Annotated in this window: 27 protein-coding genes and 1 tRNA gene; 14 read left to right on the top strand and 14 right to left on the bottom strand. The window is 68.0% G+C overall.

Going from position 1 to position 24,691, the window contains the following annotated elements:
- Position 1: 1 nt before the first annotated feature.
- Genes V5740_RS05305 through V5740_RS05280 form a run of 6 tightly spaced genes read right to left on the bottom strand, consistent with a single transcriptional unit; the run spans position 2 to position 3,273 of the window.
- On the bottom strand, positions 2–451 hold the full coding sequence (locus V5740_RS05305) for an SRPBCC domain-containing protein (RefSeq protein ID WP_347304032.1): 450 nt from the start codon (positions 449–451) through the stop codon (positions 2–4).
- 2 nt (positions 452–453) lie between these two features.
- Complete coding sequence (locus V5740_RS05300; RefSeq protein ID WP_347304031.1) at positions 454–939, bottom strand: VOC family protein; 486 nt, start codon at positions 937–939, stop codon at positions 454–456.
- 2 nt (positions 940–941) lie between these two features.
- The gene (locus V5740_RS05295; RefSeq protein ID WP_347304030.1) at positions 942–1,760 is read right to left on the bottom strand and encodes a VOC family protein; all 819 of its coding nucleotides are present in this window, start codon (positions 1,758–1,760) and stop codon (positions 942–944) included.
- A 22-nt stretch (positions 1,761–1,782) separates the two neighbouring features.
- Positions 1,783–2,136 (bottom strand): DUF1428 domain-containing protein, encoded by a 354-nt coding sequence (locus tag V5740_RS05290; protein ID WP_347304029.1) that lies wholly within the window; start codon positions 2,134–2,136, stop codon positions 1,783–1,785.
- A gap of 17 nt (positions 2,137–2,153) precedes the next feature.
- Positions 2,154–2,813, bottom strand: a complete 660-nt coding sequence (locus V5740_RS05285) for a glutathione S-transferase family protein (protein ID WP_347304028.1) — start codon at positions 2,811–2,813, stop codon at positions 2,154–2,156.
- Between the two features lie 28 nt (positions 2,814–2,841).
- Complete coding sequence (locus tag V5740_RS05280) at positions 2,842–3,273, bottom strand: VOC family protein (RefSeq protein WP_347304027.1); 432 nt, start codon at positions 3,271–3,273, stop codon at positions 2,842–2,844.
- A 72-nt stretch (positions 3,274–3,345) separates the two neighbouring features.
- On the opposite strand from V5740_RS05280, the gene V5740_RS05275 reads away from it, so the two are divergent.
- Genes V5740_RS05275 through V5740_RS05265 form a run of 3 tightly spaced genes read left to right on the top strand, consistent with a single transcriptional unit; the run spans position 3,346 to position 7,291 of the window.
- Complete coding sequence (locus V5740_RS05275) at positions 3,346–4,041, top strand: helix-turn-helix domain-containing protein (RefSeq protein ID WP_347304026.1); 696 nt, start codon at positions 3,346–3,348, stop codon at positions 4,039–4,041.
- Between the two features lie 56 nt (positions 4,042–4,097).
- The gene (locus V5740_RS05270) at positions 4,098–5,081 is read left to right on the top strand and encodes an AAA family ATPase (protein WP_347304025.1); all 984 of its coding nucleotides are present in this window, start codon (positions 4,098–4,100) and stop codon (positions 5,079–5,081) included.
- 56 nt (positions 5,082–5,137) lie between these two features.
- The gene (locus tag V5740_RS05265; RefSeq protein WP_347304024.1) at positions 5,138–7,291 is read left to right on the top strand and encodes a transglycosylase domain-containing protein; all 2,154 of its coding nucleotides are present in this window, start codon (positions 5,138–5,140) and stop codon (positions 7,289–7,291) included.
- A 1-nt stretch (position 7,292) separates the two neighbouring features.
- Here the strand turns inward: V5740_RS05265 and truA are convergent, their stop codons facing one another.
- Together truA and fmt are read right to left on the bottom strand one after the other, a co-directional pair.
- Positions 7,293–8,042 (bottom strand): tRNA pseudouridine(38-40) synthase TruA, encoded by a 750-nt coding sequence (truA, locus tag V5740_RS05260; protein ID WP_347304023.1) that lies wholly within the window; start codon positions 8,040–8,042, stop codon positions 7,293–7,295.
- A gap of 8 nt (positions 8,043–8,050) precedes the next feature.
- Positions 8,051–8,956, bottom strand: a complete 906-nt coding sequence (fmt, locus tag V5740_RS05255; protein WP_347304022.1) for a methionyl-tRNA formyltransferase — start codon at positions 8,954–8,956, stop codon at positions 8,051–8,053.
- A 45-nt stretch (positions 8,957–9,001) separates the two neighbouring features.
- Here fmt and recR point away from each other — a divergent pair, with 45 nt between their 5' ends.
- Together recR and def are read left to right on the top strand one after the other, a co-directional pair.
- Positions 9,002–9,598 carry a recombination mediator RecR gene (gene recR, locus V5740_RS05250; protein WP_347304021.1) on the top strand — a complete coding sequence of 199 codons (597 nt, stop codon included), beginning with the start codon at positions 9,002–9,004 and terminating at the stop codon, positions 9,596–9,598.
- A gap of 35 nt (positions 9,599–9,633) precedes the next feature.
- Positions 9,634–10,200: a peptide deformylase gene (def, locus tag V5740_RS05245; RefSeq protein ID WP_347304020.1), complete on the top strand. Its 567-nt coding sequence runs from the start codon at positions 9,634–9,636 to the stop codon at positions 10,198–10,200.
- A gap of 8 nt (positions 10,201–10,208) precedes the next feature.
- Here def and V5740_RS05240 read toward each other — a convergent pair whose 3' ends face one another.
- Positions 10,209–11,210, bottom strand: coding sequence for an SDR family oxidoreductase (locus tag V5740_RS05240; protein ID WP_347304019.1), 1,002 nt, complete (start codon positions 11,208–11,210; stop codon positions 10,209–10,211).
- 105 nt (positions 11,211–11,315) lie between these two features.
- Here V5740_RS05240 and V5740_RS05235 point away from each other — a divergent pair, with 105 nt between their 5' ends.
- The 5 genes from V5740_RS05235 to V5740_RS05215 are packed head-to-tail and all read left to right on the top strand — an operon-like array spanning position 11,316 to position 15,164.
- Positions 11,316–11,720 carry a DUF1622 domain-containing protein gene (locus V5740_RS05235; protein ID WP_347304018.1) on the top strand — a complete coding sequence of 135 codons (405 nt, stop codon included), beginning with the start codon at positions 11,316–11,318 and terminating at the stop codon, positions 11,718–11,720.
- A 39-nt stretch (positions 11,721–11,759) separates the two neighbouring features.
- Positions 11,760–12,638 (top strand): EamA family transporter, encoded by an 879-nt coding sequence (locus V5740_RS05230; RefSeq protein ID WP_347304017.1) that lies wholly within the window; start codon positions 11,760–11,762, stop codon positions 12,636–12,638.
- Positions 12,639–12,683: 45 nt separating this feature from the next.
- Complete coding sequence (thiE, locus tag V5740_RS05225) at positions 12,684–13,319, top strand: thiamine phosphate synthase (protein WP_347304016.1); 636 nt, start codon at positions 12,684–12,686, stop codon at positions 13,317–13,319.
- 50 nt (positions 13,320–13,369) lie between these two features.
- Positions 13,370–14,560, top strand: coding sequence for a L,D-transpeptidase family protein (locus tag V5740_RS05220; protein ID WP_347304015.1), 1,191 nt, complete (start codon positions 13,370–13,372; stop codon positions 14,558–14,560).
- Between the two features lie 4 nt (positions 14,561–14,564).
- A complete protein-coding gene (locus V5740_RS05215) occupies positions 14,565–15,164 on the top strand; it encodes a M23 family metallopeptidase (protein ID WP_347304014.1) in 600 nt (199 codons plus the stop codon).
- Between the two features lie 3 nt (positions 15,165–15,167).
- On the opposite strand, the gene V5740_RS05210 is transcribed toward V5740_RS05215, so the two are convergent.
- Positions 15,168–15,563 carry a hypothetical protein gene (locus tag V5740_RS05210; RefSeq protein WP_347304013.1) on the bottom strand — a complete coding sequence of 132 codons (396 nt, stop codon included), beginning with the start codon at positions 15,561–15,563 and terminating at the stop codon, positions 15,168–15,170.
- 96 nt (positions 15,564–15,659) lie between these two features.
- Between V5740_RS05210 and efp the strand changes: the two genes are divergently transcribed.
- From efp to V5740_RS05195, 3 genes are all read left to right on the top strand, one after another.
- The gene (gene efp / locus V5740_RS05205) at positions 15,660–16,223 is read left to right on the top strand and encodes an elongation factor P (RefSeq protein ID WP_347304012.1); all 564 of its coding nucleotides are present in this window, start codon (positions 15,660–15,662) and stop codon (positions 16,221–16,223) included.
- A 6-nt stretch (positions 16,224–16,229) separates the two neighbouring features.
- Positions 16,230–17,051: an inositol monophosphatase family protein gene (locus V5740_RS05200; RefSeq protein ID WP_347304011.1), complete on the top strand. Its 822-nt coding sequence runs from the start codon at positions 16,230–16,232 to the stop codon at positions 17,049–17,051.
- Positions 17,052–17,102: 51 nt separating this feature from the next.
- Positions 17,103–17,186, top strand: a tRNA-Leu gene (locus V5740_RS05195).
- Positions 17,187–17,540: 354 nt separating this feature from the next.
- Here the strand turns inward: V5740_RS05195 and V5740_RS05190 are convergent.
- Genes V5740_RS05190 through V5740_RS05180 form a run of 3 tightly spaced genes read right to left on the bottom strand, consistent with a single transcriptional unit; the run spans position 17,541 to position 22,076 of the window.
- Positions 17,541–18,446: an ROK family protein gene (locus V5740_RS05190; RefSeq protein ID WP_347304010.1), complete on the bottom strand. Its 906-nt coding sequence runs from the start codon at positions 18,444–18,446 to the stop codon at positions 17,541–17,543.
- Positions 18,443–19,567 carry a glycoside hydrolase family 68 protein gene (locus V5740_RS05185; RefSeq protein ID WP_347304009.1) on the bottom strand — a complete coding sequence of 375 codons (1,125 nt, stop codon included), beginning with the start codon at positions 19,565–19,567 and terminating at the stop codon, positions 18,443–18,445. The genes V5740_RS05190 and V5740_RS05185 overlap by 4 nt, the downstream gene beginning before the upstream one ends.
- A 7-nt stretch (positions 19,568–19,574) precedes the next feature.
- Positions 19,575–22,076, bottom strand: a complete 2,502-nt coding sequence (locus V5740_RS05180; protein ID WP_347304008.1) for a TonB-dependent receptor — start codon at positions 22,074–22,076, stop codon at positions 19,575–19,577.
- 153 nt (positions 22,077–22,229) lie between these two features.
- Between V5740_RS05180 and V5740_RS05175 the strand changes: the two genes are divergently transcribed.
- Positions 22,230–23,555, top strand: coding sequence for an MFS transporter (locus V5740_RS05175; RefSeq protein ID WP_347304007.1), 1,326 nt, complete (start codon positions 22,230–22,232; stop codon positions 23,553–23,555).
- Here the strand turns inward: V5740_RS05175 and V5740_RS05170 are convergent.
- On the bottom strand, positions 23,552–24,547 hold the full coding sequence (locus V5740_RS05170) for a substrate-binding domain-containing protein (protein WP_347304006.1): 996 nt from the start codon (positions 24,545–24,547) through the stop codon (positions 23,552–23,554). The genes V5740_RS05175 and V5740_RS05170 overlap by 4 nt on opposite strands.
- Positions 24,548–24,691: the final 144 nt, after the last annotated feature.

Below are 24,691 nucleotides of genomic sequence, written 5' to 3'. Positions count from 1 at the left end.
ATCATGCTCCTTCGCACAGGGCCTTGAACTGGTCCGCGACGGCATTCCACCCCGGTTCGAAGCCCATGGCAAGATGCTGATCGCGCGCCTCCGCCGTCCAATGGCGGGCACGCGCCGTATATCGGGTGCCGGTGCCCTCCGGCTCGATCTCCCAGATGCCGGTCATGAACGGCCCGGCGGGTTGCCAGTCGCCCGTAAAGGCGTCGGTGGATACGATCCGCCGCCCTTCATCCCAGGCGAGGTACACACCCTCGGTCGGCACCTCCTCCCCCGCCGGACCGCGCATGACCATGGCGCAGCGCCCGCCGGCGCGGCGTTCCTGCGCGGTTATCTCGACCGACCAGGGGACGGGGCACCACCATTCCGCCTGCCGGTTCGCCAGGACGTCCCACACCGTCGCCGCCGCCGCCGCGATGAAGCGCGTCACCGAAAGTTCGTTTGAGTCCGCCATCGTCACCCTCTCCGCGCCGCTTCGATGGCGGCCACATCGATCTTCGTCATGCCCATCATCGCCTGCATCACCCGTGCGGCTGCGGCCGGGTCAGGGTCACGCATCCCTTCGTTCAACGCGCGCGGAGTGATCTGCCAGGAGATACCCCACCGGTCCTTGCACCAGCTGCATTGCCCGGCCTCTCCACCATCGGCGATCAGGGCATCCCAGTACCGGTCGGTCTCGGCCTGATCCTCCGTCTCTACGGAGAACGAGAAGGCGAGATCGTGGTCCCACGGCGCCTCTCCGCCGTTCAGGCCGATGCAGGGCAGGCCCATCACGGTGAAGTGGACGACCAGCGGGTCTCCCGCCACCCCGGCGGGATAGTCCGTGGGAGCGGCCAGGGTCGGGCCGACATGGCTGTCGGGGAAGGTCGCGGCATAGAATGCCGCAGCCTCCGCCGCGTCCTTGTTGCGGAACCACAGGCAGATGGTGGCCTTGCTCATCATCGTCACTCCTTGCGCGGGCCGACGAAGCCGATGGCGGCGCCAGCCGGATCGAGGGCGTTGAGGGCAAAGCTGCCGCCGGGCACCTCCTGCGGCTCGCCGAATACGCTGCCGCCCCGGGCGGTCACGGCTTCCGCCGCCCGGTCAATGTCTTCGACCGCGATGTAGAAGTTCCAGCAGGACCGCTCCATCTGCGGCATCAGCGGCATGACAGCGCCGATCGGATCGTCGCCATGCTGGATGAACTGGTACTCGCCCAACTCGCCCATGTTCATGGAGCCTTCCTGCGACCACCCGAACAGTTGGCCATACAGCGCGATCGCGGCCGCCGGATCGCTCGTCATCAACTCGTTCCAGGTGACATGGCCCGTGGTCATGTAGCTGAAGACGTCGCTCTTCGCGTCGGGATCGCCCGCCGGCGGCGTCGGCGCCATGATGTAGACTGGCGCAGCCTGCGGATCGGCCAGCAGCGCGATGCGGCCGACACCCTCCATGTCCGATGGCGGCATAAGGGTCGTTCCGCCCGCCTTGATCATCGCCTGCACGGCGGCATCGACGTCAGGGTGGTGGATATAGCCGAGCCACATCGGCCGCATGCCGCCTTGCGCCATCTGATCCGTGATCGTCAGCACGCCGCCGGCAAAGCCGCCATCGGCACGCCGGATCATCCGGTATTCGACCGTGCCGGTATCATGGGCGGTCTCGTCGATGGACCAGCCCGCGACCTCCCGGTAGAAGTCGCGTACCAATGCCGGGTCGGGCACCGCCAGTTCGTACCAGATGAAGTCGCCGCCGTCACCGCCGGCATTGTCAGGCTGGGTCATGTCCTGTCTCCCGTGTCCGGCGTCAGCGGCCGAGAGTGTAGATCGGGGCGAAGCCACCGAAGATCATGCGCTTCCCGTCGAACGGCATCTCGTCCGGCATCTGCATGTCGGGATCGCTCTCCATCGCCTTCTCGGCCGCATCGGCAGCTGCCTTGTCGCGCCAGATGATCCAGGAGAACACGATCTTCTCGCCGGGTTCGGCCTTCACGGCCATGCGAAAGTCGGTGTGCTGCCCGTCGCGGACATCCTCCTCCCACGCTTCCACGATCTCGATCGCGCCGTGCTTCTGGAAGAATGGCCCGACGGCCGCCGCCATCTCGCGATAGGCTTCCTTCTTGTCACCCGGGACGGCGAGCAGAAATCCGCTGATATACATGTGCTCTCTCCTTGATTTTACGTTGCTTTCGGCTGGTCACGGAAATCGTCGAGTTGCGCCTGCAGCGCGCGGGCGTAGGCCGGGCGGGCGCAAGCCCGCTGCAGATAGGCGTCGAGGGTGGGGAACCCATCGAGCAGGTTCATGGAGCTGACATCCTTCAGCACGGTAGCCATTGCGATGTCAGCGATGGAGAAAGGCCCGGCCAGCCACTCGCGCTCCCCAATCGCGTCGCTCAGTTGCGTCAGCCGCTGTTCGGCGGCCGGGCGAAAGGTGGCAAAGGCGTCTTCCGCCCATGGGCGGTCGGCATGGAAGAGCCGCACATCCACCAGCGGACCCACATATGGCTCGACCGAGTTGAGCGCCGCAAACAGCCAACTGATAGCCTGCCACCGTGTCTGCGGATCTGACGGCAGCAGCCGCTCGTCCGTTTCGCCGAGATGCAGCAGGATGGCCCCGCTCTCGAACATGGAAAGGGTCCCCTCCCGCCAGGCGGGAACCTGGCCGAATGGCTGCCAGCAGGTGTAGTCGGGTCCACGCGGCCGTGTGGCGTCGAGCAACACGGCATCATACGGTCGATCGATCTCCTCGCACGCCCAGCGCACCCGCAGGTCGCGGACGTGCCCGCGGGCGAAATCGGGGACCCATTCGAACGCGCTCAGCGTGGCTGGCAGGTTCATGCGCTACCTCCTTGTGACGAGACCTGAATCAAGCGGCGGCTTCCGCCGGCGGGCCACCCTCCGCGGCGGCCGGATCCATCCACATCACTTCCCAGATGTGCCCGTCTGGATCCTCGAAACTGCGGCCGTACATGAAGCCCATATCTTGGGTCGGCGTCGGATCGGGCACGCCACCGGCGCGTACGGCAGCGGCGACCATGGCATCCACCTCGGCGCGATCCTCACGACTAAGGCATAGCAGCACCTGCGCACTCTCCTTCGCGCCGGGAATGGTCTTGCTGGTGAAGGTTCTCCAGAACTCATGGGTCAGCAGCATGACGAAGATCGTGTCCGACCAAACCATGCAGGACGCCTGATCGTTGGAGAAGGCCGGGTTCATGGCGAAGCCCGCGGCTGTGTAGAAGTCGGTCGAACGCGGCAGGTCCGTCACGGGCAGGTTTACGAAGATCATCTCCGGCATAGGGAACTCCACTGGTTCGCTTGCGAATCGTCTGCTTGACTTTGATGCACTCCATGGTTACCAAAAGCAACCATGGAGTCGCAGAAAGTTACCAAGTCAGCGCAGCAGGTTCACGGGCGATGGTACCGCGACGCCTGCGGCATGGCTTTCGCCATGGAACTGGTTGGGGAGCGCTGGACCCTGCCGATCGTGCGGGAATTGATGCTCGGCCCGCTGCGCTTCTCCGACCTGAAGGCCAGCCTTCCGGGACTGTCCGCCAAGGTGTTGACGGAACGGCTGTCAGGCATGGAGCTGTCGGGTGTCCTGACCCGTCGCCGGCTGCCGCCGCCCACCCCGGTGCAGCTATTCGAGCTGACGGAGTGGGGCCTGGCGCTTGAGCCTTCGATCCAGGAGCTCGGGCGCTGGGCTGCCATGTCCCCCGCGCACAACCCGCAACTGCCGATGACGCCCGTCGCCTTCATGCTTTCGCTGCGCACCATGCTTGACCCGGTCGCAGCTCGCTCGCTCGACGTGCGGGCCGACTTCTCCATTGGTGGGGAGGACTTCGTGGCGGATCTGGCGGACGGGGCCATGCCGGTACGGCGTGCGACAACGATATGCGATGGCGCAATCGGCTTCGCCGCCGACACGCCGCTACCCTTGTTGCGCGTGTTCTACGGCAAGCAACCGCTTGCCGAGGCGGAGGCGGCGGGGGTGCAAATCAGCGGCGATCGCGATCTTGCCTGTCGGTTCGCCGCGCTGTTCGGGTTGCCGCCCAAGATGGGCTGACCGGCAAGCCATTCACGGTTGCAGCGCAACAGACCCTTGTCTAGGCAAGGCGCCCGATGAACCAGTTGACCAGTCCTGAATCCGGCACCGCGCTGCCGGCCCCCGATGTCCAAGTCAGCGTGCGGGAGGTGTTCGGCATCGACACCGACATGACCGTGCCGGCCTTCAGCCGGGCGGACGAGCGGGTGCCCGACGCCGACCCGACCTACGTGTTCGATGCGGACACTACGCTGGCGATCCTGGCGGGCTTCGCCTTTAATCGCCGCGTGATGGTGCAGGGCTATCACGGCACGGGCAAGTCGACCCACATCGAACAGGTCGCCGCCCGGCTGAACTGGCCGCTGATCCGCATTAACCTGGACGCGCATATCAGCCGTATCGACCTGATCGGGCGCGATGCCATCGTGCTGCGCGACGGGCTGCAGGTGACGGAATTCCGCGAAGGGCTGCTGCCTTGGGCGCTGCAGCACCCGGTGGCGCTGGTGTTTGACGAATATGATGCCGGGCGCCCCGACGTCATGTTCGTGATCCAGCGCGTGCTGGAGGCGGAGGGCAAGCTGACCCTGCTGGACCAGAACCGCGTGATCCGGCCGCATGCCGGCTTCCGCCTGTTCGCCACCGCCAACACGGTCGGCCTGGGTGACACCAGCGGGCTGTACCATGGCACCCAGGCAATCAACCAAGGTCAGATGGACCGGTGGAACATCGTCGTCGGGCTGAACTACCTGCCTGCGGAGACGGAGCGGGCGATCGTCGGCGGCAAGACGAAGCTGGCCGACAAGCTGGTGGCGGACATGGTTCGCGTTGCCGACCTCAGCCGGCAGGGGTTCATGAGCGGGGACATTTCTACCGTGATGAGCCCGCGCACCGTCATCACCTGGGCGCAGAATACGGAAATCTTCAACGATCCGGCACTCGCCTTCCGGCTCAGCTTCCTCAACAAGTGCGATGACGCCGAAAAGATGCTGGTGGCGGAATACTACCAACGCGTGTTCGGCACCGAACTGCCCGAAAGCGTGGTTGCCCGGCCGACCCGCTAAGGCCGCTATCGCTCGGCTCTTTACGCCGGCTGTATTAGTCCGCTAAGACAGCCGGCATGGCATTGTGGGATCGGCTGACGGGCAGGGCGGCGCGGCGGGAAGAAACGCCGGAACCGTGGCGCGACCGGGAGGATGCGCCCTGGTCACCGCTCTATGGCCTGGACGATGACGAGGATGACTGGCGCGCACCTCCACGGCCATCCGCGGCCGCGCCGGTCGAAGCTCCGCCAGCGTTGTCGCCGCAGCGGACACGCGGCTGGTGGATCCGCCATGGCTTGGCGGCGCTGCTCGCGCTTCTGATCCTGGTCATCGCATGGCTGGCGGTAACCGCGCCGCTGTCCAAGAGCCTGCAGCCGATCGTGCCCCCGCAGATCACCCTGCTGGCAACCGACGGCACGCCGATCGCCCGCAATGGCGCCAATGTCGATGCGCCGGTCACCGTCGCCGACCTGCCGCCGCATGTGGTGGAAGCGTTCCTCGCGATCGAGGATCGCCGGTTCTACAATCACTGGGGCGTCGATCCGTGGGGCATCGCGCGCGCGGCGTGGGGGAACATAACCACCGGGCGCACGCAGGGCGGCAGCACCATCACGCAGCAACTTGCCAAGTTCACCTTCCTGACCTCCGAACAAAGCCTGGGACGCAAGGGGCGGGAGGCGCTGATCGCCTTCTGGCTGGAGGCCTGGCTGACCAAGGACGAGATCCTCGAACGGTATCTGTCCAACGCCTATTTCGGCGACAATGCTTACGGCCTCCGGGCGGCGAGCCTGCATTACTTCCACCGCCAGCCCGAACGCCTGACACCGTCGCAGGCGGCGATGCTGGCGGGCCTGCTGCAGGCGCCGTCCCGCTACGCGCCGACCAAGAACTATCGCCTCGCGCGGGAGCGGATGGCGACGGTCGTCGGCGCAATGGTCGACGCCGGGTACCTGACCCCGGCCGAGGCCGAGGCGTTGCGTGCCCCCCGCCTGGACGTCCGCAACGGCAGCACGCTGCCGACCGGCACCTACTTCGCCGATTGGGCGTTGCCGCAGGCGCGGCGTGTCGCCACGGGCGGCTATGCGCGGCAGACGCTGGTCACCACGCTGGACAGCCGCCTGCAAAACGCCGCCCGCCGCGCGGTCGAACGCGCGCCGCTCGGCCGTGCGCAGGTGGCGCTGGTGGCGATGCGCACCAGTGGCGAGGTGGTGGCGATGATCGGCGGGCGTGATTACGCTGACAGCCCGTTCAACCGCACCACCCAGGCGCGCCGCCAGCCCGGCTCCACCTTCAAGCTGTTCGTGTATCTCGCCGCGCTGGAGGACGGGTGGGAGCCGGAGGACCCGATCAGCAACGAGCCGATCACCGAAGGCAGCTACCGACCGGGCAACGCGGCGGACAACTATTCGCAGTTCATCACGCTGGAGGATGCCTTCGCCCGGTCCAGCAACGTCGCCGCCGTGCGCCTGCTGGGGGAGGTCGGGTCGGAACAGGTGATCGATCTCGCCCGCGAACTGGGCGTGACGTCTCCCCTGCCGGAAGGTGATCCCTCGCTGGCGCTCGGCACCTCCACCATGACGCTGATGGAGCTGACTGCCGCCTATGCCGGGGTCGCCGGCAACAGCTTCCCGGTGCAGCCCCGCGCCCTGCCGGTGGAGGAGCGTGGCTGGCTGGCGCGACTGTGGGCCTGGCTATTCGATGGCAAAGATAGCGTCGGCTCGGACGAACACGCCGCGATGGAACAGATGCTCCGCACGGCGGTCAATCGTGGGACGGGCCGCGCGGCCATGCTGCGCGGCGCGAACTTCGGCAAGACCGGCACCACGCAGGACAGCCGCGACGCCCTGTTCGTCGGCTATTCGGGCGACCTAGTGGTGGGCGTGTGGGTCGGCAATGACGATAACAGCCCGCTTCCCGCCGGCACCGGCGGCGGCAACGTGCCCGCCCGCATCTGGCGCGACTTCATGCAGCAGGCCCTGGGGGAACGGAGCGGGCCCGTCCGCCGCCGCGATGCCCCTGCACCGAACCCCAGTGGCCCGGTCCAGCCGCTCGACCTGCCCGCCATCGGCGATCTCCCGCTGGGTGGGGAGGGCGCCCCGGTGCTGCGGCTGGAGGATGGCGCGGCGGTGATCTCCGGCGATGTGGATGGCGCCTCGATCGACCTCCGGCTGGACGGCAACGGCGTCAGCGTCAGTGCCGATGAGGCGCCGGAGCCTGCGCCGACCCCCTAGATCAAGCATCGTCCGGGTAGCTGGCGCTAACGAAGTACAGCCCTTGCGCCGGGGCGTTCAGCCCCAGCCGGGTACGGTCGCGGGCGGCCAGCACCTCGGCCACCTGCGCCTCCTGCCACTGGCCCAGGCCGACCAGCGCCAGCGTGCCCACCATGGATCGCACCTGATGGTGCAGGAACGACCGCGCCGCCGCTTCCACCAGCACCCAATCCCCGTCGCGCCGCACATCCAGCCGGTCGAGCGATTTCAGCGGGCTCGCCGCCTGGCAATGGACCGATCGGAAGGTGGTGAAGTCGTGGCTGCCGACCAGCGCCTGCGCCGCCCGATGCATGGCACCGGCGTCCAGCGGCCGCGGGATCTGCCAAGCGTGTCCGCGCTCCAGCGTCAGCGGGGCCCGGCGATTGGCGATGCGATAAAGATAGGACCGGCCGGTGCAGGAGAAGCGCGCATGCCAGTCGTCCGGTTTCACGCAGCATGCGGTCACCGCCACCGGCTGCGGCCGCAGCACGGCATTCAGCGCCTCCTGCAGGCGGAAGGGGGCGATATCCTTTGCCACGTCCACATGGCTGCGCATGGCAAGGGCGTGGACGCCGCTGTCGGTCCGCCCGGCGCTGTGCAGCAACGCCGCCTCGCCGGTCACCCGCAGCACCGCCTCTTCCACCGCCTGCTGCACGCTGGGGCCATGCGCCTGCCGCTGCAGGCCCATGAACGGACCGCCATCGAACTCCAGAGTCAGGGCGAAGCGCGTCACGCCAAACCCTAGCGCAAGATGGTGCCGAACGGCACGGCCCGGCCGCGCAGGAAATCGGCTACCGGCATCGCCGGCCGGCCGGCGCGCTGCACGATCGCGGGGCGCAGCGATGCCTCCCCGCAGGCGATCGTCAGCTCGTCATCCACCACCGTGCCCGGGGCGGCATTGCTGGCGACCACATGTGCGGCCAGCACCTTGATCCGGTCGCCGTCCAGCTCGAACCATGCGCCCGGCGCGGGCGCGAAGGCGCGCACTTCGCGCTCCAGCAGCTCGGCTGTCTTGGTCCAGTCGATCCGCGCCTCCGCCTTGTCGATCTTGGCGGCGTAGGTCGCCTCGCGTTCGTCCTGGTCCTCCGCCCGCCAGTGCGCATGGTCGGCCAGGGTGTCGACCAGCAGGTGCGCGCCGACCTCCGCCAGCTCGGCGAACAGCTCGCCACTGGTCTTGTCTTGCACCGGCACGCGCGCGGTCGCCAGCATCGGCCCGGTATCCAGCCCTTCCGCCATGCGCATGATGGTGATGCCGGTCACCGGATCGCCGGCCAGGATCGCACGCTGGATTGGCGCCGCCCCCCGCCAGCGTGGCAGCAGGCTGCCATGGACGTTCACGCAGCCGAGCGCCGGCGCGGCCAGGATCGGGCGCGGCAGGATCAGGCCATAGGCGACCACCACCGCGACCTCCGCATGCAGGGCCGCGAACTCCGCCTGCGCATCGGCATCGCGCAGGGTACGTGGGGAGCGGACCGGGATGCCGAGCGCCTCCGCCCGCAACTGCACCGGGGATGGGCGCGGCGCCTTGCCCCGGCCGGCAGGGCGGGGCGGCTGGGTATAGGCGGCGACCACCTCGTGCCCCGCCTCCACCAGCGCATCCAGGGTGGGCACGGCGAAGTCGGGGGTACCCATGAAGATCGTGCGCATCCCGGCCCCTTTGCTAATGCCGTGGCGCGCCCTATCTGCGGGTCGATGGCATCGCAAGAGATCGAGGCGCTGGCGGGCGCACTGGCGCGTCTGCCGGGCCTTGGCCCGCGCTCCGCCCGCCGGGCCGTGCTGTGGCTGGTGAAACGGCGCGAAACCGCGCTGGTCCAGCTGGCCGACGCGCTGGAGGTGATGCGCCGCAGCCTGGTCGAATGCGCCACCTGCGGCAATGTCGATACCGTCACCCCTTGCGCCATCTGCGCCGATCCGCGCCGCGACACGCGCCAGCTTTGCGTGGTGGAGGATGTGGCCGATCTATGGGCGCTGGACCGGGCGCATCTGTTCACCGGCCGGTATCATGTGCTGGGCGGCCGGCTATCCGCGCTGGAGGGTGTACGCCCGGAGGATCTCAGCATCGGTCGCCTGCTGGAACGGGTATCCGGCGGCGGGATCGACGAGGTGGTGCTGGCGATGAACGCCACGCTGGAAGGGCAAACCACCGCGCACTACCTGGCGGAACGGCTGGAAGGATTGCCCGTCCGCATCACCCAGCTTGCCCATGGTCTGCCGGTCGGCGGGGAGCTCGACTATCTGGACGAAGGGACCCTGGCGCAGGCGTTGCGGGCGCGGCGCCCGGTCGCGTGATTGATTAGAACGGCCGATCCGACTATCTTGCGGGCATGGCCATTCGTGAAATCGTGGAAGTGCCGGATCCCCGGCTGAAGCTCGTCTCCCAACCTGTGGAGGCGTTCGATGACGGGCTCCGCACCCTCGTCGCCGACATGTTCGAAACGATGTACGATGCGCACGGCATCGGCCTCGCGGCGATCCAGGTTGGCGAGCCGGTCCGGGTAATGGTGATCGACCTGCAGGAGCCGGACCCCGACGCAGACCCGGCCGAATGCGACGATCACGGCTGCGGCCATGACCATCGCCCTACCAAGAAGACGCCGCTGACCTTCATCAATCCGGAGATCGTGGAGACGAGCGAGGAGACCGCGACCTACCAGGAAGGCTGCCTCTCCATCCCCGAGATCTACGGCGAGGTGGAGCGGCCCACCCGCTGCCGCGTCCGCTGGCAGGACCTGGACGGCGGCAGCCACGAACAATGGCTCGACGGGCTGCTTGCGACGTGCATGCAGCACGAGATGGATCACCTGAACGGCATCCTGTTCATCGACCATCTCAGCCGGTTGAAGCGCAACATGGCCCTCAAGAAGCTGGACAAGCTGCGCAAGGCAGCCTGACCCCGCAATCAGCGGCGCCGGCTCAGCCAGGCGCCGCCCGCAACCATTCCACCCAGCAGGGCCAGCGCCGCGGCCGGGTGACGCTGCGCCGCACTGAAGGTGCTGAGCCGGCGGCCGCGTTGCTGCCCTTCCGTGGCACCATCCCGGCCTTGCGGGGCGTAGAGGTTGCCGGGCTCGAACGGCTCCGGCTGTCCCGACCGGGCCAGCACGCTGGTCATCGGGATGGCCAGCCGGTCGAACAGGTTGGGAAAGGTCTGCGCGGCCAGCACCTGCAGCTTGCCGATGCCGCCCACGGTCATCGACCGCCGGTTATGCTGGGCCGCATACAGGATGGCGCGCGCGACCACGTCCGGCGCGTAGAGCGGCGGGGGCAGGGCGGCGTGTCGCCCGGTGATGTTGCGGCCATGCTGCGGAAATGGGGTGCCGATCGCCGCCGGCTTGATCAGCGTGACCGCCACCGGCTGACCCTTGGCCAGCACCTCGATCCTGAGTGAATCGGTGAACCCCTTAACGGCATGCTTGGTCGCGTTGTAGGCGCCCAGGATCGGGGAGGGCATGTCGCTGTTGATGGACCCGACATTGATCAGCGCCCCGCCGCCTGGGCGATCCTTCAGGTGCCCAATCGCCGCCAGCGATCCGTGGACGACACCCCAGTAATTGGTTTCGAACACCTGCCGGTGATCGGCCAGGGACAATGCGGTGAGTTCGCCATAGGCGCCCGACCCCGCATTGTTGATCCAGGTATCGAACCCGCCGAACCGCGCAATGGTCGCCGCGGCGAGACGCTCGACATCGGCGGGCACCGCCACATCGGTGACGGTGCAGGCGGCAGCGCCGCCGATGGACAGGATATCGGCGACCACGCTGCGCAGCGCATCTTCGTCTCGCGCGGCGAGCATGACGTTGGCGCCGGCGGCAGCTGCCATGCGCGCGGTTGATAGGCCGTGGCCGGATGTGGCCCCGGTTATGACGATGGTCTGCTCGGCCAATGGCTTCAGCCTAGGGGACATGGATGCTCCTGATGCGACGAAGGGTTTGCCCGTCAACGGCGTCGCCGGCCGCAGGGTCCGTCCCGCCTGCCGGAACAACCGGCGGACCCCGCCCATTGCGCGGGCATGCTGAGCGAGACCTTCATGCTGACGACCGCCACCGTGGTGGCGCAGGGGTTCGAACTGGCGGGGATCGCCGCGATCATCCTCGGCGCGGTCCTCGCCACGGCGCAGTTCGGCATCAGCCTGTTACGGGGTAGCCTGCTGCGCCGGGCAGAAGGGCGTGACGGCGTGCTGCCCGCCTTCCGCCGGACGCTCGGCCGGTCGGTGCTGACGGGGCTGGAACTGCTGGTCGCGGCCGACATCATCCGCACCGTGGCGGTCGAGCCGACGCTGAACAGCGTGCTGGTGCTCGGCCTCATCGTCATCATCCGCACCTTCCTGTCGTTCAGCCTGGAGGTGGAGATCGACGGCCGCTGGCCGTGGCAGCAGGCAGGCGACCGGCCCCGTGAACGGGCGGGCGGCAACTGAACGGTTGCGCTTCGTTCGGCCGCCTTACAGGGCGGCGGGATGAACTCAGACCGGACCGTCCTTGCCGCCGCCCTGGCGATTCTCGGCTCGATCTGTTCGGTCAATCTTGGCGCCGCGGTGGCGAAGACGCTGTATGCCGGCATCGGGGTGGAAGGCGTGGTGGCGCTGCGCACCGGGATCGCCGCGCTGCTGCTGCTGCTGCTCGGGCGACCATGGCGCGTGCGGTTGCAGGCGGCGCAATGGGGCTGGGTGCTGCTGTACGGCCTGACGATGGGCCTGATGAACCTGCTGATCTACTGGTCGTTCATCTTCATCCCGATCGGCGTGGCGGTCGCGATCGAGATCGTTGGTCCGCTCGCCGTGGTGCTGGCCGGCACCCGCGCCTTGCGGGACCGGCTGTGGGCGGGGCTTGCCGTGGCCGGCCTCGCGCTGCTGGTGCCGTGGACCGACCACGCGGCTGCGCTGGACTGGCGCGGAGTGGTGCTGGCGCTGGGTGCGGCGACCTGCTGGGCGCTCTACATCGTGTTCGGCAAGCAGGTCAGCCGGATCGGCGGGCGGCAGGTGGTAGCCCTTGGCCTCGCGCTCGCCTGCATCGTCACCGTGCCGCTCGGCATCGTGCGCGCGGGTCCCCTGCTGCTGAGCGTGCCGGTGCTGGCGATGGGCCTGCTGGTTGCGCTGATGTCGAGCTGCCTGCCCTATCTGCTGGAGATGTTCGCGCTTGGTCGGCTCAGCCCGCGCCTGTTCGGCCTGATCGTCAGCGCCTCCCCCGCGACCGCCGCATTGTCGGGCTACGCGGTACTGGGCGAACGGCTGACCCTGCCGCAAGGCATCGCCGTGGCGCTGATGATCGCGGCCAGCGCCGGGGCCGCGCTGACGGGGCGACCGGCCGTGTCCCGCCCGCGAGAGGATCTGTCCTGACGGCGGCCATTGGCGCGCCGCCCGCCCCGATGTAAGGCGCCCGCCATGTCCTCTTGCCAGCTCTACCTGATCTCCCCCGCCGATGTGTCCGGCACCTTCCCCGACCGGCTCGCCCGCGCGATCGACGCCGCCGACCCGGCACTGCCGGTGGCGGCGTTCCAGCTGCGGCTGAAGGACCTGGACCAGCACGCCTGCGCCCGCGCGGCGGAGCCGCTGCAGCGCCTGTGTGCGGAGCGGGACGTCGCCTTCATCGTCAACGACGATGTCAGCCTGGCGAAGCGCATCGGGGCCGACGGCGTGCATCTGGGGCAGGGTGACGGCGACCCGCGGGAGGCGCGCAGCCTGCTCGGTCCCGACGCGCAGATTGGCGTCACCTGCCATGCAAGCCGCCACCTTGCGATGGAGGCTGGCGACGCGGGCGCGGACTATGTCGCCTTCGGGTCCTTCTATCCCAGCGTGACCAAGGCCAGCGAGCATCGGCCCGGCACCGACCTGCTGGAATGGTGGCACGGCCTGATGGAGATTCCCTGCGTCGCGATCGGCGGCATCACGCCCGCCAATTGCCGCCCGCTGATAGATGCGGGCGCCGATTTCCTGGCCATATCCGCCAGCGTCTGGGCCAATGCCGATGGTCTTGACGAAAGCGCGGCGGTGCGCGCCTTCGCCGCTGCCGCCCGCTAAGGGGAGCCAAACGCCCCGGTTGCGGTTGTCTTACCCAAAAGGGAGAAGACATGCGCACCACGATCCTGACCGCACCGCTGCTGGCACTCGGCCTGGCCCTGGCCGCCTGCGGCTTCAACGGAACGGACAATCCGGATCAGGAGGAGGCGGCAAGCGCCGCGGGCGAGGCGCCAGGCGCAGACGCCATGGCCTCCGACGATCCCGCCCCCGGGCAGCAGGCCGATGTGGACATCGCCGACAGCGACCCGCGCCCGCTGATGCAGGCGCAGGTAGTGCTGGAACGGCTGGGGTTCGGCCCCGGCGTGATCGACGGTCGCACCGGCCTGTCCACCACCAACGCGCTGCAGGGTTTCCAGGAGGCGAACGGGCTGGAGGTGACGGGCGAGTTCGACGAGCCGACCCGCGCCGCCTTGGCCCGGTGGAACAACATCCCGGCGACCCGCGTGGTCACGGTGCCGCAGGGCTGGGGCCAGGGTCAGTATCGCCCGATCCCCGCCGACTATGCCGACCAGGCGAAGCTGCAGCGGATCGGCTATGCCAGCCTGGACGAGGCACTGGCCGAACGGTTCCATACCACGGTGGAGGTGCTCCACGCGCTGAACCCCAATGGTCGCCCCGCCGCGCGCGACAATGTCGCGCCGCCGGCCCCGGTCGACCGGCCAACCGCGACGCCGTCCGTCACCAGCACCCCGCCACGTCCGCTGCTGCGGGCGGGGCAGGAAATTCGCGTGCCCAATGTGGGCGCCGACCGCATCGTGCCCGCGAATGTCGAGAACAAGGAATGGCTTGCGACGCTCGCCAGCCTGGGCGTCGGCAGCGAGCAGCCGGAGGCCGCCCGCATCGTCGTAGACAAGTCCGCCGGCACGCTGAAGGCGTATGACAAGGGCGACAAGCTGATCGCGCTGTTCACCGTCACCACCGGGTCCAGCCATGATCCGCTGCCGCTGGGCGAATGGGGCATCAACGGTACGTCCTATAATCCCACCTTCGCGTTCGATCCGGACCTGTTCTGGGACGTGTCGGACTCGGTCGAGGAACAGCAATTGCCTCCGGGGCCGAACGGACCGGTCGGGGTCGTGTGGATTGACCTCACCAAGGATCATTACGGCATCCACGGCACGCCGGAGCCGCAGACGATCGGCCGCGCGGAAAGCCATGGCTGCGTGCGCCTGACCAACTGGGATGCGGCGCGCCTCGCCCAGATGGTGACCGGTTCCACCGAAGTCCTGTTCCAGGCCTGACGTCATGCGCCTCGCAGATCGCCTGCTGACCATTGTCGTCACCGCCACCCTGACCAGCGCGGCCTGGATCGTGGTGGGTGGAGGATGGCTGACGGAGCAGTATGGCGGCGGCACGAGTGTTGCCTCCACCGATGGCGCCCGCCGTCCCATGGCCATGCAGGGCGGCTGGGTCATCCCCGTGCAAGGCGTCGTGGCGACTGACCTCAGCGATACCTTCACCGATCCCCGCGGGGAGGAGGGGGAGGAGGAGCGCACGCATCAGGCGCTCGACATCATGGCCCCCGCCGGGACGCCGGTGCAGGCGGCGGCCGCCGGGCGGGTGGAGAAGCTGTTCACCAGCCGCGCCGGCGGCCTCACCATCTATATCCGGTCAGCCGACGGCCGCATGCTGCATTACTACGCGCACCTGCAATCCTATGCGCCCGGTCTTGCCGAAGGGCAGCAGGTCCAGGCCGGGCAGGTGGTCGGCACGGTCGGCGCGACCGGCAACGCCGATGCTGCGGCACCCCATCTTCACTTCGCCGTACTGCGCACCACCCCCGATTCCGAGTGGTGGGAACCTGCACGCGCCATCAACCCGTATCCGCTGCTCGGCGGGGGCTGACGCCTACCGTCCGCGGCGGATGCAGCGCAGCCGGCCGGGGCTGCCGCCCTCCAGCTTCCTGAAAAAGCCGGGCGTGACGATGTGGTAGCTTTCGCCCCGGCGCGGGCCGCTCGACAGGATCATCCTGTCACCCCGGCGCAGATACGTCCCGGTGCCCTCGTCGGAGATGTAGCGGGACGCATCGAGGATGCGGAAACCGGCGCCGTCCTGCACCACGCCGCGTGACGGGGCGCGGGGATCGGGCAATTCGCAGACATACAGCCCCTGTTGCACCACGCCGATATCGCCACCGTGTCGTGGCGGAGTCTCCCCGGCAGTCTGCGCCGGCAGCGCGGTGGGCAGGGCAAGCAGCGCAGGGATGATCGCAAGCGGCGCCAGGCGGTGGGTTCGCATGTTCATGCCCGCTATCTAGCGATCCATGCCCCGCATTGCCATGCCGCGCGCCACAAGCTACGGCGCGCCAGTCTTTCCCATCCCTTGAAGGCTTGCACAGCGATGAAGATCAGCGGCGTGGACATTCGTCCCGGCAATATCCTGGAATATGAAGGCGGCATCTGGAAGGTCGCCAAGATCCAGCACACCCAGCCGGGCAAGGGCGGCGCCTACATGCAGGTCGAGATGAAGAACCTTCAGGACGGCCGCAAGACCAACGTCCGCTTCCGCAGCGCCGACACGATCGAGCGGGTGCGCCTGGATACCAAGGACTATCAGTACCTGTACGCCGAAGGCGACATGCTGGTGTTCATGGACAAGGATACCTACGACCAGATCCAGTTGCCGTCCGACCTGCTCGGCGATGCCGCCGCCTTCCTGCAGGACGGGATGGAGGTGATGCTGGAACTGTGGGACGAGAAGCCGATCAGCGTGCAACTGCCCGACACGGTGGAAGCCACCATTGTGGAGGCTGACGCCGTGGTGAAGGGGCAGACCGCCTCCTCCTCCTACAAGCCGGCGATCCTCGACAACGGCGTGCGCGTGATGGTGCCGCCGCATATCGGCAGCGGCACGCGGATCGTCGTCGACGTGTACGAACGTACCTATGTCGGGAAGGCCGGCTGACGGGTCATGGCAGCGATTACCGGCCTGATCCGCGTGATGGAGCGCGCCGCGCGCAAGGCGGGCGGCAAGCTGCGCCGTGATTTCGGCGAGATCGAGCACCTGCAGGTCAGCCGCAAGGGGCCGGCGGACTTCGTCAGCCGCGCCGACATGCAGGCGGAACGCACCCTGTGGGACGAACTGCGTGCCGCCCGTCCCGGCTGGGGCTTCCTGCTGGAGGAAGCGGGCGAGATCGAAGGCGATCCGCGTGAACCGCGCTGGATCATCGACCCGCTGGATGGGACCAGCAACTTCCTGCACGGCATCCCGCATTTCGCGATCAGCATCGCGGTGCAGGAACCGAAGCTGGACGGCAGCGGCTGGGGCGATGTCACCGCCGCTCTGGTGTACCAGCCGATCACCGACGAAAGCTTCTGGGCGGAAAAGAGCCGCGGCGCATGGCTGCATGACGGGCGGCTGCGCGTGTCCGGTCGCCGCCAGCTGTCGGAGGCGCTGATCGCCACCGGCACTCCCTTCGCCGGGCATGGCGATTTCCAGCAATGGGGCCGCATCTTTGGCGCGATCGGGCCGGAGGTTGCCGGCATCCGCCGCTTCGGCTCCGCCGCGCTCGACCTCGCCTGGGTGGCAGCGGGCCGATATGACGGTTTCTGGGAAAGCGGGCTGAACCTGTGGGACTCCGCCGCTGGCTGCTTGCTAGTGCGGGAAGCGGGCGGCTTCGTCACCGATTTCCGTGGCCGGTCGCTGCCGATCTGCGCGGATCAGGTGCTGGCCGGCAACGATCCGCTGCATTCCCGGCTGCACAAGCTGCTGGCCGGCGCGATCCGGGACTGAGCCGACTTGCGGGGCTGCGCATGGCCCGCTAGGGCCGGCATGTCCTGAAATGCCCCTGTGGTGGAATTGGTAGACGCGTCCGACTCAAAATCGGATTCCTTTGGAGTGCCAGTTCGAGTCTGGCCAGGGGCACCACCCTTATTTCCGGATCAACATGCGGCGCTCGCATTAGAGCCGGAAGCAATCGTCCTCCCAGCAGACGTCGCAAGGCCGGATCATCGTGCACCCGGCGCTTTTGTGCGGGCATTTCTTTCTGTTGAACCAAGATACAAGAGCGCTAAACTTGATAAACATCATGGTCAAAGCCGCCCCAATACTTGCGGCTGTGACCATATGGAAAGCATTTGCGCGGTCAATCGCGCATACGCCACGCTTTACCGTACTGTGTCTCAGTAGAAGACATGCATTGGCTTACGGAGCCACATGGTCGCCGCTTCGCCCGTAGCGGTTGCGTGATGCAGTTGAGCCGGTAGCAGAGAGCCGCCGCCATCAGGCCGCGGCGTGTCCCAGCGCATCCAGCGCCAGGGCCGATGCGCCCAGTGGCCCGGCATGGGCCAGCGCTGGCGGCACGATAAGCCGCGCCATGCCGGCTTCGTCGCAGCCCGGCAGATAATGGCCCATGCGCTGCACGGTCGCTGCCCTGATCGCCTCCAGCAGACCGGGCCGCTGGCTTGCGACCCCGCCGCCCACGACGATGCGGTGGGGCGCCACCACCAGGATCAGCGTGGTCATGAGGTCCGCGACCTCACGGGCGACCAGCGACCAGACCGGATCGTCGTCCGCGATGTCCGGTCCGGCGCGGCCCGTTCGCGCGGCGATCGCGGGGCCGCTGGCCAGCCCTTCCAGGCAATCGCCATGGAACGGGCAGATGCCGGCGAAGCCGTCGCCCGCCACACGCCGCACGGGGAGGTGCCCGGCCTCCGGATGTAAGGTGCCGTGGTGGACGCGGCCATCGGTCACCAGGCCCAGCCCGATCCCCGTGCCGATCGTCAGGTAGCAATGGGTGGCGCAGCCGCGCGCCGCGCCCCAGCGCCCTTCCGCCAGCGCCGCACCCGCGACGTCGGTGTCGATCGCCAGCGGCAGGTCGAAGCGCGCGCTGACGGCGCCGCGCACGTCGAAGCCGGACCAGCCCGGCTTGGGTGTCTGCAAGATGCGGCCGAACTCTGGATCGGCCGGGTCCAGCGCTATCGGGCCGAAGCTGGCGACGCCGATCGCCACGAACGGATGATTGCCGCGCCATTGCGCCAGCAGGTCGAGCAGCGTGGCGAGCACGATGTGCGGCTCGTCACCCGTGGGCAAGGCGGTCATCCGCAGGACGTCCGTTCCCAGCGATACGGCCGCGATGCACTTGGTGCCGCCCAGCTCCAGCGAGGCGACGATCGGTTCTTCCATCATGCCGTTACCCGCACGCTGTCACCGTCCACCTCAAGGTGCAGGACGGGCGCAGGCGTACCGCCGAATGCCGCGCGGGTTTCCGTGACTGAGCCTGGCGCTTCCGCCAGACCCAACAGGTCGGCGAAGCTCCACACGCTGAGATCGTCCAGCACAAGCCAGCTATAGGCCTGGAACGGCGCCTCCACCGGATTGGCCAGGACCAGTCCGGTCCCGTTCAGCGGTCGCCACGGGCCATACAGGCTGTCCGCCACCAGCCCGTACAAGCCGGTGGGCCCGCGCGGCCCGCCATCGGCGAACACCTTGGCCTGGGTCGACCAGAACAGCAGCATCCGCCCATCATGGCGCACGATGTGCGGCCGCTCCAGCTCGTTGTTGAGCCCGTCGGCATCGACCAGGGGCGGCAGCAGGGTCCAGCCCGCCTTGTCCCGCCGCGCCATGCCGATCAAGCCGTTCCATGCACTGGGCGATCCGGCCAGCGATGCGGTGAACAGCACATGCTCGATCCCGGTGGCCGGATCGATGATGGGGAAGGGGTCGCGAAACGCCTTGATCGCACCGACCGCGCCGCCCCCTGCCATGTCCGCCTGGTATGTCACGTCATCCGGCACCACGATCTCGACCGGCTCGGTCCAGCCGGTGACCTGCGCCGACCGTTCGTCCATGACCAGCCGCCCTTGCGTCAGCAGCAGGCGCTGCGCGAAACTGGTCACGGCCTCCCCACGCCGACCGGCGGCCGTGTAGTAGAGCGACAGCGTCTGCCCGTCCGCTTCCAGCACCGCCGTGCCCGCCCATTCGCGGCTGCCAGGATTGAGCGTGTCGGGAAGCAGATGGCCGAAATCGCGCCAACCGTCCGGACCCGCCTGCAGCAGGCGCAGGCGGGCGATCGCGTGCCGATCGTCCGGGTCCGGCAGTACCGGCGCCGTCAGGGCGATGACGAGTGGCCCGCCTGGAAACGCCAACGTGCGACCCGCCCGATCGGTGACGGGCCAGTGGTCCCAGATGTCGATCCCCGGCAGGACCGGAGCGACCGCCCCGATCAGCGGCGCCGCCCCCGCGCCGCGGCCGATCGCGGCCACATGCGCGGGGGTCCAGCGGAAGGTCTCGATCACGTCGCTCGCCATGATCGCCTCAGAACCCGAACCGCACCGCGGCAGAGATCGTGCGCCCGGTGATGGAGCGTGCCCTGACGATGCCGTTCGCCGGGATCGCGCCTTCCTCCACCTCCGTGATGCCGGTCTCCCCGAACAGGTTGTTGCCGTTCAGCGTGACCGTGATCTGGTCCGTCGGGCGGAACGCCACGAAGGCGTTGACCTGGGCATAGCCGGGCATCTCCAGCTCGTTGGTGTCCTGCGCGTAGCTGGCGCTCGTGCCGATGACGTTCGCGCCGAAGCTGACCGCATCAAAATCGACCTGCGGCGTCACCTGGTAGATGAAGCGCGCCTGCCGCCGCGGCCGATTGCCGACCACCGCCGGGTTCAGCGCGTCGCGCGTGATCTCCGCATCGGTGTAGGTGCCCCCGGCGCTCAGCGTGAACGGCCCGCGCGTGACCCGTCCTTCCAGCTCCACGCCCTTCGCCTCGTAATTGCGGTTGAAGAAGCGCTGCGTCGTCGCCTCGAAGTTCTGCTCCTCCGTCCGCGCCCAGAAGCCGGTGGCGTAGAACGACACGCCGTCGCCCCGGTACTTGAAGCCGCCTTCCAGCTGCCGCACGAAATCGACCGCCGCGCCCGCATCGACCAGTCCGCCGGTGACGGGGTTGATAGACGGGCCGAAGGTCAGCCGGTCCGCATTGGCGCGCCCGCCACGGCTGTACCGGGCGAACAGCGCCGCCGCACCGGTGACGCGGAAGTTCACGCCGGCGGAATAGGACAGGTAGTCATAGTCGTAATCGACCGGCGAGCGACGCGACGGGATCACCGCCACCTGCCGCTCGGGCGCGGCGATGACGCCATCCCCGTTGATGTCGCGGATCACGACGCCCGGCCCGAACGCCGCGCCCAGGTCCGCGCCCGCAACGCTGCCGCCGGCCTCTCCGAAGTCGTACCGGACCGACGCATCGAGGTTGATCCGGTCGAGATCGAGCCCGAACTGGGCGAACGGCGCCAACGTGGTGTAGTCGAGGTCGTAGCTGCGCCGGCAGCAATTGCCGAAGAAGCTCGCCGAATAGCCGGGTACGCCGCTCTGCGTCACCGGCACCCCGGCGGCGGTGCGTACATCCACCAGCACCGAACGCCCGTCACCTTCCACCGTCTGGACGAAGGAGGTCCACAGCCAGTCCGTCACGATCTCCTGGCGGGAGGCGTAGAGGCCGCCCGTGACCGCCAGCGTCTGTTCGCCCAGCGGGATGGAACCGGTGATGCGGACATCGTTGGTGAGGTTGTTCAGGCTCTGCAGGTCCACGTCGAACAGCACGACATTGGCCAGCAGCCCGTTGCCGCCCAGTGTCGCCGGATCGGCGATCCGCTGCCCGGTCATCGGTCCGCTGGCATAGAACAGCTGCGCGCCGGGGCCACCCAGCCCGTTGGCGAGTGTCTGGGCGGCGCCCGCGGCGGCGGGGAAGGGCGCCACGAAGTCGCCGGAGATGTCGGCGTAACGGAACCGTTCGATCAGGTCCCAGTCGTCCGACAGCGGAACCTTCGCCTCCAGCCCGATGGAGGCGACCATCGGATGCTGTCCGTCATCGATGGAGCGGCGGGCCGGCTCGTTCGATCCGTCCAGGGTCAGCGCGCTCTGGATATATCGGCTATGCAGCGTGTCGCTGTTGATGGAGAAGTTGGGCAGGTCACGGTAATCGGGGTCGGCATCGCTGCCGGCGACGAACACCGGGTTGGGCAGGTAGGCGATCGCCCGATCGTTCAGGTACTTGGCGTGCAGGCGCAGGTAACCGCCGCCGTCGAACGACTTGGTAATGTTGGCGCGGATCTGCCCGCCCTGCACGGCGGAATAGCCGACCTCCCGCTGACCGTCGCCGGTGCGCAGGAACCCGCCGATGTGGTAGGTCAGGCTGTCTGACAGCCGCCCACCCTGGTCGAAGTCCAGGCGGAACTCGTCATAATTCAGTCCGGCGGTCAACTGGACCGCGCCACCTTCCTGCTCGCCCGTCTTGCTGATGAAGTTGATGACCCCGCCCGGCGAGTTGGAGGCGAAGGTCGATGCCGAGCCACCGCGTACCGATTCGACGGTGCGCACGTTGAAATCGGCGCGCAGGAAGATGTCGGCATTGCCGAACGTGATGTCGCCGAATTCCAGGATCGGCAGGCCATCCTCCTGCAATTGCAGGAACTTTGACCCGCCGGAGGCGACCGGCAGGCCGCGGACGGAGATGTTGGCATTGCCGTCGCCGCCCGATGCCTCGACCCGGATGCCGGGCAGGTTGCGCAGCAGCTCGCCCGACGTGCGGGGCGCCAGCTGCACCAGCGAATCGGCGCTGATCGAACTCACGGTGATCGAGCTGTCGAGCCGGTTGGTGCCCTGCGGAACGGCCGTGACGACGATCTCGTCGCCGAACGTCTCCGCTTCACTGCCACTGGCATCGTCCGGGGTCGCTGCCACTTCGGCGGCGCTTTGCGCCAGCACCGGCAGGGGCAGTGCCAGCATGGTGGTCGCCAGCAGGATAGGTGTCGCCTTCATCATCGCCTCTCACTCCCAAAAGGCCGGTCAGCCGGCTCTCTGGGGCAGGGCATAGATGATGCGCAAACGTTTGCAACAGAAATCTTGCAAACGTTTGGCATGGCTTGTACGTCAGGGCCACGGCCCATCAGAATGGCCGATGATGGAAGAGCGAGGATGACCATGGGCAAGCCGTTGCTGTCGGCGATGCGGATCGCTGAAATGAACCTCGGGTTCTTCGGGCTGCAATTCTCGTTCGGCCTGCAACAGGCGAACATGGGGCCGATCTACAGCTATCTGGGCGCGGACGAGGCGACCATGCCGCTGCTGTGGCTGGCCGGGCCGGTGACCGGCCTCCTGGTCCAACCGATCGTCGGCGCGCTCAGCGACCGCACCCGGACGCGGTTCGGCCGGCGCACGCCTTATTTTCTGGTCGGGGCGGTGCTCTGCAGCCTTGGATTGCTTGCCATGCCGTACAGTCCCGCATTGTGGGTCGCGGCCAGCCTGTTGTGGATTCTGGATGCCGCCAACAACGTCACGATGGAACCGTACCGCGCCTATGTCAGCGACCGGCTGGACCCGTCGCAGCGGGCCGCCGGGTTCCTGACGCAATCGGCCTTCACCGGGCTTGCCCAGACGCTGTCCTACCTGGCGCCGTCCCTGCTGGTATGGGGCGGCATCAGCGCCGACCTGATCGATGCCAACGGCATTCCGGAAATTACGCGCATCGCCTTCGTCATCGGCGCGATCCTGTCCATCTCCACCATCGTTTGGTCCGTCGTGCGGGTGCCCGAATTGCCCACCCCGCCTTCGGAACAACCGGATGGGGGCGGCTCCTCCCTGTCGGCGCAGGTCGCGTGGGACGATCTGGTGGCGGCCGTGCGGGAAATGCCGCTGGCGATGCGGCAACTGGCGCTGGCCATGCTGTTCCAGTGGTTCGCGATGTTCGCCTACTGGCAGTATATCGGCTTTGCCGTCGCCCGCTCTCTGTTCGGCACCGGCGATCCGGCCAGCCCGGCCTTCCGGCAGGCGATCCTGGCGACCGGGCAGGCGGGCGCGACGTACAATTTCATCGCCTTCATCGCCGCCTTCGCGATGGTGCCGATCGCCCGCCGCATCGGTGCGCGACCCGTCCATGCGATCGCAATGGTGCTTTCGGGCCTCGCCATGCTCGCCCTGCCGTCGGCGGACACGAATCTCGGCCTGTTCCTGCCGATGATCGGCATCGGGATCGGGTGGGGCAGCCTGATGGGCAATCCATACATCATGCTGGCGGGCGCGATCCCGCCCGCACGCACCGGCATCTACATGGGCATCTTCAACATGTTCATCGTCATCCCGATGATGATCGAGACGCTGGTGGTGCCGCTGATCTACCGCCCCGTGCTGGGCGGCGATCCGCGCAACGTGCTGATGCTCGCAGGTGTGCTGATGCTGTGCGCCGCCATCGCCACGCTGCGGGTGCGGGAAGGGCGACCATCGCTGCCCGCCGCCACGGCCTAGGCGGAGGCGCGCAAAACCAGTTCGGGCGGCATGATCACCGGCCCGGCACTCTCGCCCGCAATGCGGCGCAGCAGCAGTTCGACCAATTGCCGGGCGCCACGTTCCAGATCCTGGCGAATGGTCGTCAGCGGCGGCGCGGTGTGGGCGGCGATGCCGATATCGTCGAAGCCGATCACCGACACATCCTGCGGCACCCGCAGGCCCCGCCCGGTGATTGCACGCATCGCGCCCATGGCGATCACGTCTGACGCGGCGAAAATGCCGTCGGGCGGCAGGTTCGCGTCCAGGAACCGGGCGGTTTCGGTGAAGGCATCCCGGTCTGTCAGGTGCAGCGGCAGGACCGTCTCCTCGATCCCCGGCGTTTGCGCGATCACCGCGTGGAAGCCGGCCTGGCGATCGGCGAACTCCGGCACTCCGGGATCGCCCAGGAAGGCGAGCCGCCGCCGTCCAATGGCGATCAGGTGCCGGGCGGCGAGCTGCCCGCCCGTGTGATTGTCGGTGCCGACCGTGATCTGCGTCATGCCGGGCCGGCGGGCGCCCCATACCACCAGCGGGGCGAACCGACCGGCGACCTCCTCGATCGTCTCGGTCTGGTTGGATTGCCCGATGATGATGACGCCATCCACGCGACCGGCGGCCACGATGTCGTCCAGCCAGCCGTCACCGCGCGGGATCACCCGCGACAGCAGCAGGTCGTAACCCGCCTCCGCCAGGGCATCGGCCAATGGGCCCAGCAGCGCCATGAAGAACGGGTCGGACAGGGTCTGGTCGACATCGTGGCCCAGTGGGATGACCACGCCGATCGCGCCCGTCCGCTGCCGCCGCAGCGCACTCGCGGTCTGGTTCAGGCGGAAGCCGTGCTCGGTTGCCAGCGCGCGGATCCGGGCCTTGGTCGCGGCGGACACGCGGGAACTGCCGGACAGCGCGCGGGAAACGGTCGACACCGACACACCGGCAATCTTCGCAAGCTCGACAAGACCGGTGCGTTTCAACCTGAACCTCCTGCGACTCGTGTCGGGCGTAGCGGGAACGGCATGACGTTGACAGGGGTGCCGTCATCGTTTGCGCGGGCGGATACTTGCCTTGAAAGCAAACAGTCACGCAGATGCAATCCCGTCATTTGGACGTCACCTGTC

Origin of the sequence: Croceibacterium sp. TMG7-5b_MA50 (assembly GCF_039830145.1) — a bacterium.
Lineage (GTDB): Bacteria > Pseudomonadota > Alphaproteobacteria > Sphingomonadales > Sphingomonadaceae > Croceibacterium.
This window is presented reverse-complemented; position numbering and strand designations above follow the sequence as displayed.

Coding starts and splice junctions, on each gene's coding strand:
- V5740_RS05305 (WP_347304032.1), bottom strand. CDS start 451: ATGGCGGACTCAAACGAACTTTCGGTGACGCGCTTCATCGCGGCGGCG.
- V5740_RS05300 (WP_347304031.1), bottom strand. CDS start 939: ATGATGAGCAAGGCCACCATCTGCCTGTGGTTCCGCAACAAGGACGCG.
- V5740_RS05295 (WP_347304030.1), bottom strand. CDS start 1,760: ATGACCCAGCCTGACAATGCCGGCGGTGACGGCGGCGACTTCATCTGG.
- V5740_RS05290 (WP_347304029.1), bottom strand. CDS start 2,136: ATGTATATCAGCGGATTTCTGCTCGCCGTCCCGGGTGACAAGAAGGAA.
- V5740_RS05285 (WP_347304028.1), bottom strand. CDS start 2,813: ATGAACCTGCCAGCCACGCTGAGCGCGTTCGAATGGGTCCCCGATTTC.
- V5740_RS05280 (WP_347304027.1), bottom strand. CDS start 3,273: ATGCCGGAGATGATCTTCGTAAACCTGCCCGTGACGGACCTGCCGCGT.
- V5740_RS05275 (WP_347304026.1), top strand. CDS start 3,346: ATGGAGTCGCAGAAAGTTACCAAGTCAGCGCAGCAGGTTCACGGGCGA.
- V5740_RS05270 (WP_347304025.1), top strand. CDS start 4,098: ATGAACCAGTTGACCAGTCCTGAATCCGGCACCGCGCTGCCGGCCCCC.
- V5740_RS05265 (WP_347304024.1), top strand. CDS start 5,138: ATGGCATTGTGGGATCGGCTGACGGGCAGGGCGGCGCGGCGGGAAGAA.
- fmt (WP_347304022.1), bottom strand. CDS start 8,956: ATGCGCACGATCTTCATGGGTACCCCCGACTTCGCCGTGCCCACCCTG.
- recR (WP_347304021.1), top strand. CDS start 9,002: ATGGCATCGCAAGAGATCGAGGCGCTGGCGGGCGCACTGGCGCGTCTG.
- def (WP_347304020.1), top strand. CDS start 9,634: ATGGCCATTCGTGAAATCGTGGAAGTGCCGGATCCCCGGCTGAAGCTC.
- V5740_RS05240 (WP_347304019.1), bottom strand. CDS start 11,210: ATGTCCCCTAGGCTGAAGCCATTGGCCGAGCAGACCATCGTCATAACC.
- V5740_RS05235 (WP_347304018.1), top strand. CDS start 11,316: ATGCTGAGCGAGACCTTCATGCTGACGACCGCCACCGTGGTGGCGCAG.
- V5740_RS05230 (WP_347304017.1), top strand. CDS start 11,760: ATGAACTCAGACCGGACCGTCCTTGCCGCCGCCCTGGCGATTCTCGGC.
- thiE (WP_347304016.1), top strand. CDS start 12,684: ATGTCCTCTTGCCAGCTCTACCTGATCTCCCCCGCCGATGTGTCCGGC.
- V5740_RS05220 (WP_347304015.1), top strand. CDS start 13,370: ATGCGCACCACGATCCTGACCGCACCGCTGCTGGCACTCGGCCTGGCC.
- V5740_RS05215 (WP_347304014.1), top strand. CDS start 14,565: ATGCGCCTCGCAGATCGCCTGCTGACCATTGTCGTCACCGCCACCCTG.
- V5740_RS05210 (WP_347304013.1), bottom strand. CDS start 15,563: ATGAACATGCGAACCCACCGCCTGGCGCCGCTTGCGATCATCCCTGCG.
- efp (WP_347304012.1), top strand. CDS start 15,660: ATGAAGATCAGCGGCGTGGACATTCGTCCCGGCAATATCCTGGAATAT.
- V5740_RS05200 (WP_347304011.1), top strand. CDS start 16,230: ATGGCAGCGATTACCGGCCTGATCCGCGTGATGGAGCGCGCCGCGCGC.
- V5740_RS05190 (WP_347304010.1), bottom strand. CDS start 18,446: ATGATGGAAGAACCGATCGTCGCCTCGCTGGAGCTGGGCGGCACCAAG.
- V5740_RS05185 (WP_347304009.1), bottom strand. CDS start 19,567: ATGGCGAGCGACGTGATCGAGACCTTCCGCTGGACCCCCGCGCATGTG.
- V5740_RS05180 (WP_347304008.1), bottom strand. CDS start 22,076: ATGATGAAGGCGACACCTATCCTGCTGGCGACCACCATGCTGGCACTG.
- V5740_RS05175 (WP_347304007.1), top strand. CDS start 22,230: ATGACCATGGGCAAGCCGTTGCTGTCGGCGATGCGGATCGCTGAAATG.